General features: G+C 55.8%; 6 protein-coding genes, 1 tRNA gene, 1 other RNA gene and 1 pseudogene. 6 read left to right on the forward strand and 3 right to left on the reverse strand.

The window, feature by feature from the left end:
• Positions 1-35 precede the first annotated feature (35 nt).
• The 3 genes from B5G37_RS10270 to ffs all read right to left on the reverse strand — a co-directional run bounded on the left by B5G37_RS10270 (position 36) and on the right by ffs (position 2,536).
• Positions 36-377: a YbaB/EbfC family nucleoid-associated protein gene (locus B5G37_RS10270; protein ID WP_087257153.1), complete on the reverse strand. Its 342-nt coding sequence runs from the start codon at positions 375-377 to the stop codon at positions 36-38.
• Positions 378-409: 32 nt separating this feature from the next.
• Positions 410-2,224: a DNA polymerase III subunit gamma/tau gene (gene dnaX, locus B5G37_RS10275; protein WP_087257154.1), complete on the reverse strand. Its 1,815-nt coding sequence runs from the start codon at positions 2,222-2,224 to the stop codon at positions 410-412.
• Between the two features lie 47 nt (positions 2,225-2,271).
• Positions 2,272-2,536, reverse strand: an RNA gene (gene ffs / locus B5G37_RS10280) — signal recognition particle sRNA large type.
• A 155-nt stretch (positions 2,537-2,691) separates the two neighbouring features.
• On the opposite strand from ffs, the gene B5G37_RS10285 reads away from it, so the two are divergent.
• The 6 genes and pseudogenes from B5G37_RS10285 to B5G37_RS10315 all read left to right on the forward strand — a co-directional run bounded on the left by B5G37_RS10285 (position 2,692) and on the right by B5G37_RS10315 (position 7,146).
• Positions 2,692-2,767, forward strand: a tRNA-Ala gene (locus tag B5G37_RS10285).
• Positions 2,768-3,641: 874 nt separating this feature from the next.
• Positions 3,642-3,860: pseudogene (locus B5G37_RS10295) on the forward strand (type VI secretion protein); the annotation flags it as partial.
• Entirely contained in the window at positions 3,860-5,053 is a 1,194-nt protein-coding gene (locus tag B5G37_RS10300) for a hypothetical protein (protein WP_087257159.1), read from the forward strand. The pseudogene B5G37_RS10295 and the gene B5G37_RS10300, both read left to right, overlap by 1 nt.
• A gap of 113 nt (positions 5,054-5,166) precedes the next feature.
• Entirely contained in the window at positions 5,167-5,589 is a 423-nt protein-coding gene (locus B5G37_RS10305) for a helix-turn-helix transcriptional regulator (RefSeq protein ID WP_087257165.1), read from the forward strand.
• Between the two features lie 274 nt (positions 5,590-5,863).
• Positions 5,864-6,115, forward strand: coding sequence for a DUF6103 family protein (locus B5G37_RS10310; protein WP_087257161.1), 252 nt, complete (start codon positions 5,864-5,866; stop codon positions 6,113-6,115).
• A complete protein-coding gene (locus tag B5G37_RS10315; RefSeq protein ID WP_087257163.1) occupies positions 6,112-7,146 on the forward strand; it encodes a hypothetical protein in 1,035 nt (344 codons plus the stop codon). Before B5G37_RS10310 ends, B5G37_RS10315 begins: the two co-directional genes overlap by 4 nt.
• The last annotated feature ends 229 nt before the right edge of the window (positions 7,147-7,375 follow it).

The following is a 7,375-nucleotide window of genomic DNA, read 5'->3' on the forward strand; positions in this document are numbered from 1 at the left end:
TGCTTTCCATTCCGAAAGCAGCCCTTTGGTTCCTTTTAGAACGGCAGTCCCAGTCCGCCGGTGAGGCGGGACATCTGACTGGCAGCGTCATCAGTGGCCTTGCGCATGGCCTCGTTCACCGCTGCCACAATGAGATCCTGGAGCATCTCCACATCGTCCGGGTCCACTGCCTCGGGATCAATGGTCACAGAAGACAGCTCCTTCTTACCAGACACCACTGCGGTGACCACGCCACCGGCGCTGGCCTCGTAGGTCTTGCTCTCCAGCTCCTCCTGGGCCTTCATCATATCCTGCTGCATCTTCTGGGCCTGACGAATCATCTGATTCATGTTGCCGCCCATACCACCCATGCCTCGGGTGTTAAATCCTTTTGCCATATTGATTCCCTCCTAGATTATGTGCAGTTGTGTTACTCTTCTATTACGTTGCTATGTCCTGCAGCCAAAAACGCATCCAATGCATCAGGCTGATCCGTGGTCACCGGTGAAGTTGCTTTCGCAACCACCGGCTCCTCCGCTGGAGCGGTTCCCACCTGGACATGCACCGCCACGCGATGCCCCAAATGATGGGCCACAGTCTGGGCAATGGCACCGGAGATGTCCGGCTTGGACACCAGATCTGCCACAAACTGATTGGTAGCCCACAAGGTTACCGCCGTGCCATCCCAACGTCCGGCTAGCATTCCCGGCATGGAAAAAAACATGTAGTCGCCGGTGGACAATACCCCTTTGAGCTGCCCACACACCACATTCCATCCCGGCCAGCCCTGCCCGCCGCCAGTAACCGAAGGCGACACAGAAACAGGCTCCGACGGGGGAGGTGTCTCCACCACCGGCTCTGCCGGAGTGGTGACTTGCACAACAGGCTTTGCTTCCGTCTTTTCCTGTAAAGTATTTTTCCTTGCAAGTTCTGCAAACGCCGTGTTAGCCTGATTTGGGCTCACTTCCCACGGGGGCGCATCCATAGGTTCCTGGTTCTTTGCCTTCTGGGGTTGTAATGTCGGTACCGCTGTTCCCGCAGAAGTCTTTTGTTTTACTTCCTGTACAGGCATTTCCCTTGACGCAGATACCGAAACCTGTCCGCTGGAAATCATCTGTTCCAGTTTGGCCACCCGGGTAGCCAACGCCTGTGTGCTGGCGTCCAGTGAGGGATCACACAACATCACCAGGCACAGTTCCATATCGGTACGACGATTGGCCGAGTGGACCAGTTCTCCAGCCGTCTTCTGAACTAGGGAAAGCATGTGCACCAATTTAGGTACATCAAACAGCTGCGCCAATCGCTGCAAGGTAGATGAATCATAACCGCCAGTCAGCAGTCCCACCCCACCTTTGGGAGCACTCTTGGAGACCAGCAGATCCCGGATCAGGGCGGAAAGTTCTCCGGCCAAAGCCGCCATCTCTTTGCCTCCGGTATACAACTCGTTGAGACGCTGTAAGGCGCCCGCTGTGTTGCCCTCTGCAATCTCCTCCAGCATGGCCACCATTTGCAGGTTTCCGGCCAGACCCAGAACCTGAAACACCCGGTCCTGGTCTACTCTCTCCCCTGCTCCCACACACTGGTCCAACAGAGACAGGGCGTCTCGCATGCCACCGTCAGCCAACCGAGCAATCAGGGCCGCACCCTCTTGGGTCAGTTCGATGCCCTCTTGCTGGGCCACATAGCTGAGCCGTCCGGCAATCTCTCCAGCCTGAATCCGCTTGAAGGCAAACTGCTGGCAGCGGCTTTTGATAGTGGCCGGGACCTTATGCAACTCCGTAGTAGCCAAAATGAACATCAGGTGTTCCGGCGGCTCCTCCAAGATTTGCAGCAGGGCATTGAAGGCCTGGGGCGAGAGCATGTGCACCTCATCGATGATATACACACGTTTTTTCACCGTGGCTGGCGTATACGCCGCCTCCTCCAACATGGCGCGCACGTCGTCCACGCGGTTGTTGGACGCTGCATCCAGCTCCACCACGTCCAGAATGGAGCCGTTTTCAATGCCCGTACACGCTGGACACTGGTTACAGGGGTTCCCCTGCTGGGGATTTTGACAGTTTACCGCCCGAGCCAGAATTTTGGCACACGTGGTTTTTCCAGTTCCCCTGGTGCCGGTAAACAAATAGGCATGGGTGAGCCGTCCGGCCTGCACCTGACGTTTCAGCGTCTCCGTAATGTGCCCCTGCCCCACTACATCATCAAAGGACCGAGGCCTCCACTTCCGGTACAGCGCTTGATACATGCTCCACACCTCCCGATAAAAGAAAACCACTTGTGTATAGAATAAGACCGCGCACCGGCCTTTGAAGTACAAAATATACTCGTTACCCATACAGCCGGCTCAAGACCGGCACCCCCGCGGCACACGCAGCGGTCCGCTTAGTGCTGCTCGGTTCCCCGCCTGACACGGTTCACGGGGCCACGTTGCGCAGGACCAATCCGTCATCACTGCTTATATGGGGCAGTCAGTACATTTTGTCTCCGGGGGCCGGGATTCATCCCTGCTATAGCGGGTTGCAGATACAGGGCACCGCTAACTCCCCGACTAGCGCGGCCTTACTCCACACACAAGTGTGTTAAAAGCCGTTGTTTATTCTACCACATCAGTATAGTATTTTCAACCGAATTTTAAATTTTTCTCGTCCACCCTTTTCTTTTCTGGATTTCCCTCTTTACAAAGATATTTTTTCTGCTATAATAGGCAAGTACGGGCCTGTAGCTCAGCTGGGAGAGCGTTCGGTTCGCATCCGAGAGGTCGACGGTTCGATCCCGTTCAGGTCCACCATATTATCAAAACAGTATAGATGCCGTAGGCTGAAAGCCTACGGCATCAACTGTTTCCGGGTTTTTTCTCCTCAAAATTTCACCGAAAATTCCATAGATGCAAACCGCTGTTTCTCAGTAACCGATGGGAGTCGAACCCCCTTCTCCCCTGAGATTTGCGTAGACATCCCCACTTGGCGCCCTTTTTGAAACCGGCTTATTCAAAAAGGGCGCTATCTTTTTCAAAACAGAATACACAAAGTTTTAGGCGTCAATTTGTTGGTCGTGACCGACCATCAGATTGGCGCCTTTTTTCATTTCTAGCAAAATTCAAAAAGGGCACCACGCCCCAAGGAGGTAATCATTATGAAACGAGACACATTTTTTCAGGAGTTGAGCCGAGTACTCCAACGGGAAGGCTTCACCACCCAAGCAGAACAGGATAGTCTGTTACCTGTAGAGTGGGATGGCCACCCTCTCTGCAGGATCACAGAGGGCGGCGGTGTACGCTACTGGCAGGAGAATGTGGCAAATTTGGAACGGGAACAAGCCTGTCAAAGAGCCGCAGATCTGGCCTGTATGGTGCGGGAATACACTACCCTGCTGGAGCAGGCTCCCCCCTTGAGGGCACAGGGGCTGACCGGAGACTTTCGAGTGCTGGCCGACTTCAATGGGACTGTGCTGGCTGGACACCAGACCAAATTCGGCATCCACTTTGTCACCTGGGACCGGGACTTCCGCTGGACAGGTCTCAACTACGGCCACTACTTTCAGGAAAACTACATGGCTGCCAAACAAGACTTTGCTATCCGTTCCGGCCTTGTCCCCCAGTACCAAGTTTTCAACCAGGAACAGCTCACAGAAATCTTTCATTGCTGCGCTGATACCCTAAACACCTGTTCAGCATCCCGCCCCATCAGTTTCTCTTCAACGCAGGCTCCATCGACAAGCGCTCCTACATGGATATGCTCCAGCTGGAGGAAGCCGAGTACAATCTCATCAAGTTTCCCCAGCGGGGTGTCTGCCTGTACAAGTGTGGCAACGAGCGATACCTATTGGAAGTTCATGCTCCGGCCTACAAGGAGAAGCTCTTTGGATCGGCAGGTGGTCGCTGATGGCAATCCCTGCGGCAATCGCCAAAGCCGCCGCTACGCTGCTCACCAACGAGAAAACTCGAAAAGGGGTTGGCTGGGTGCTGGTTGCGGTCTTCTCCCCTGCCATTCTTTTGATCGCTCTGCTCTGCTCCATTGGCTCGGGCGGTGCCGAACATAACAATGCCTCAGTGGAAGCGTGCTTCTACGGCAGCACACTCTCCGCTGAAATCCCCGGAGAGTTTCGCCACTCCATTGAGGAGATGCGTTCCGCCTTCTCCCTTCTGGATTCGGCGGTGGTCTCCGCCAATGAGCAGACGGAGAGCGGCAACGGCCTTGACCCATTGCGAGTCAAGACCGTTTTTTATGCTCTCTGCTTTGGCGAGGATGCTCCATCCCAAAGCGAAGCGGACAGCTTTGTTGCCTGCTTCTACACCACAGAAACCAGAACCCGCACCGTGGAGGTGGAGCAAGAGGACGGCACCGTCACCACCGAGGAGGAGACCTACACCGTCAACGTGCCCCTTTCTCTCTACCAGGCATACACCCATCTGGAAGCTCATCTGGGCAGAGACATCACAGAGGATGACAGAAACAACATCAACCACGTCTACACCTCGGTGGCTGGAACTGCTGGCGGTGGCAGCTACAACGGTGAGTATCTCCGTGGAGATGGAACGAGTGTCGAGCTGGACATCTCCACCTTCACCGATCCCTCCACCAAGAATTCCGCAGACCTGGCTCTCTATGCCATTCACGCCTGGGAGTCCGGCTGGGGTTATGTGTGGGGAACCTACGGCAATGTCCTCACCGATTCTCTCTTCGCCTACAAGCAGGCGCAGTACCCCGACGGTGTCGGTACCTACGCAGACTTCATTCGTTCCAACTGGCTGGGCGGTCGGACCACCGACTGCGTGGGTCTGATCAAAGGCTACGGCTGGCTCGACCCAGAGACACTCACCATCGGCTATGCCACCAACGGTATGCCCGATCTGGGCGCCAACCAAATGTTCTACTCCGCTTCCGTGTCTGGTCCCATCGATACCATGCCGGACACACCTGGTCTGGCAGTCTGGCAGAACGGACACATCGGTGTGTACGTCGGCGACGGTTATGTCATCGAAGCCATGAACACCCAATGCGGTGTGGTGAAGACCCAGCTGGAAGGCAGAGGATGGACACACTGGCTGGAGATTCCCTATATCAACTATAACTGAGAAAGGAAGTGCCCATGAAGCAAGTGAACCGGACCTTCTCCTTCGATTTGGCTGTGCCTGCACCCCTTGACTGGTTATCGGGATACCGATATAATCGGAGATGGGTGATGCATATGACGATTCAACAAGTCCTGCGGGAAAAGGGTCTCTCCCGCTACCAGCTCTCCAAGCGCAGCGGGGTTCCATGGGCCACGCTGGCGGACATCTGCTCGGGCAAAACGTCGCTGACGCGGTGCAATGCCGGGACACTGAGCAAGCTTGCTGCCACGCTGGACATCCCCATGGAGCAGCTCCTGACCATGACTGTAGAGCAAAGGCAGGCCACGGACGGGAAGCCAAACGACCGCACCTATCTGGAACGGGACCTGCCGGCCAGCCTGCAAAAGGCCCTGGATGAATATATCCAGGGAGAGAAAAACCATGTGTCCTACATGGACTGCCTGTGGGGAGAGCTGTATGGCGCCATCAACTCCAACCAGTGGAGCAGCGCCATCACGCAGGAGCAGGCGGACTACCTGAGAGCAAAATACCTGTAATGGGGGAACGACGGGATCGCATCTTACAGATGCGGTCCCCTTTTTCTGTCCCCCCGATTATCTACAAAACCGCACGGTATCGCCCCGCTGCGGAAACAAATGATGGAAGCCCTTCCGTGAAGCGGTGTCAGTGGAATATTGTGTAGGCCGGAGCGTTTGCTCCGGCCTTTCTCGTTAAGTGCCTGCCCGCCTGGAAATCAGACTGCATTGGTCTCATCAAGGGCTATGGCTGGCTGGAGATTCCCTATATCAACTATAACTAAGGAGGTGCCACATGAAACAAGTAAACCTGACCATTTCTTTTGACGAGGAAAAACTCTCTGCCTTGAAACGCTACATGAGCAAGCGAGATCTGGAACTGGAGCGTGAGATGACGGATGCCCTGGTAAAGCTCTACGAAAAGTATGTTCCTGCCCCTGTGCGCGAGTACATCGATGAGACTGACACGTCTGCTCCCACCAGATCCCGGCGCAGTCCCAGACCCACCACACCCAAGCCCGTGGAGGAAACGGAGGTGACACAGTGAACAGCAAGGATATCACCCTCTGGATTGACCAGCGTTGGTACGATGCGCTGAGCAAGCATTTGAAAGATGAAACGCTGGAGGAACACCTGGAGGACGTCATTGACGAGATGTGCAACCAGCTCCCCCAGCGGGAGTATGAGCGCATCAGCGCTGAAATCTGGAAGGAGGATCAGGAGGAGCGGAAAGCCCGAGAAGCCGCCCGCCGCTTTGCCGTCTTCCATGTCACGGAGGGCGGAAACTCTATCTACTTCCTGGCGGAAGAACATCTGGAGTTCCTTCAGACCGCCGGCCGCCTGCGCAATTACATCCGCAAGGCCGAAGGCGATCCCCCCGCACGCTTCACCGGAATGTTTCCCCGTGGAGAAAAGTTATCCCGTGAGCAGTTCGACACATATGTGTTGGAGCGATTGGGCAACACCGGACGAGTGGTGGGTGCATACCACATTGACCTGGACAGTGAGCGGCTCGATGCACTCAACATCATGGACGGCTGGCAGCGATTCCGCATTCAGGATGTCAGCACCGCCGCCTACTTCGCAATGAAGAAAAGCAGCGCATCCCCGGAAGAACGGTGGCGCACCTTCCTGGATCGTCTGCAAGGAAAAGAGGTCACATACGAAACAGAAGCGCAGTATCTCACCGGCAGTCGGATGCTCCGTGCAGAGGACATCTCCTTCGCAGAGGATATTATTCAGCACGACAACCTGCTGGAGTTCTACATGGAGGTATCGTCCTTTGCGGATCAAGTGTTTGGAACCAACGTGTGTACGGCTGAGAATGATGACTGGCTGAACATCTACGCCAGCTATGATCTGGATCATGGTTGTGTTTGCGACTGGCTGGACGTGTACCTGCGGCACGGCAACGGCGATGAGCAGGACTTCAAGTACCGGCTCAGTGCTGAGGAGCAGGCCCTGCTCCTCCCCAAGATGGATGCCTACTGTCAGGAGCATTTGGGCGAGAGCCTGGAGGAGTGCTGTGCAGACTTCCTGACGGAGCAAACTCGCACAGTGCCGGAGATGCAGATGTAGCGCCGTGTTGCCCCCAGTGGGCCGATTTGCGGGGCTTCCCCAGGCTCCCCCACCGTGTACCCCTCCCAGGGCAGTTGCGGGGGATTTGGGCCGATTTGCGGGGCAGCGGGTAGCCGACGAAAGCGAAGCAGGGGAAAAGAGAGGGGTCGTGACCGCCCCCTCTCCCGCCACAACTGCCCGCAGTGCGGGCAGTTTTCGGGTTCCACCACCGGGGTCGTGAGCAGCATTT

It is taken from the genome of Pseudoflavonifractor sp. An85 (genome assembly GCF_002161235.1).
In the GTDB taxonomy this organism is placed as follows: Bacteria; Bacillota; Clostridia; order Oscillospirales; family Oscillospiraceae; genus Enterenecus.

Excerpts from the sequence above, each read along its gene's own strand:
- B5G37_RS10270 (WP_087257153.1), bottom strand. The coding sequence starts at position 377 with ATGGCAAAAGGATTTAACACCCGAGGCATGGGTGGTATGGGCGGCAAC.
- dnaX (WP_087257154.1), bottom strand. The coding sequence starts at position 2,224 with ATGTATCAAGCGCTGTACCGGAAGTGGAGGCCTCGGTCCTTTGATGAT.
- B5G37_RS10300 (WP_087257159.1), top strand. The coding sequence starts at position 3,860 with ATGGCAATCCCTGCGGCAATCGCCAAAGCCGCCGCTACGCTGCTCACC.
- B5G37_RS10305 (WP_087257165.1), top strand. The coding sequence starts at position 5,167 with ATGACGATTCAACAAGTCCTGCGGGAAAAGGGTCTCTCCCGCTACCAG.
- B5G37_RS10310 (WP_087257161.1), top strand. The coding sequence starts at position 5,864 with ATGAAACAAGTAAACCTGACCATTTCTTTTGACGAGGAAAAACTCTCT.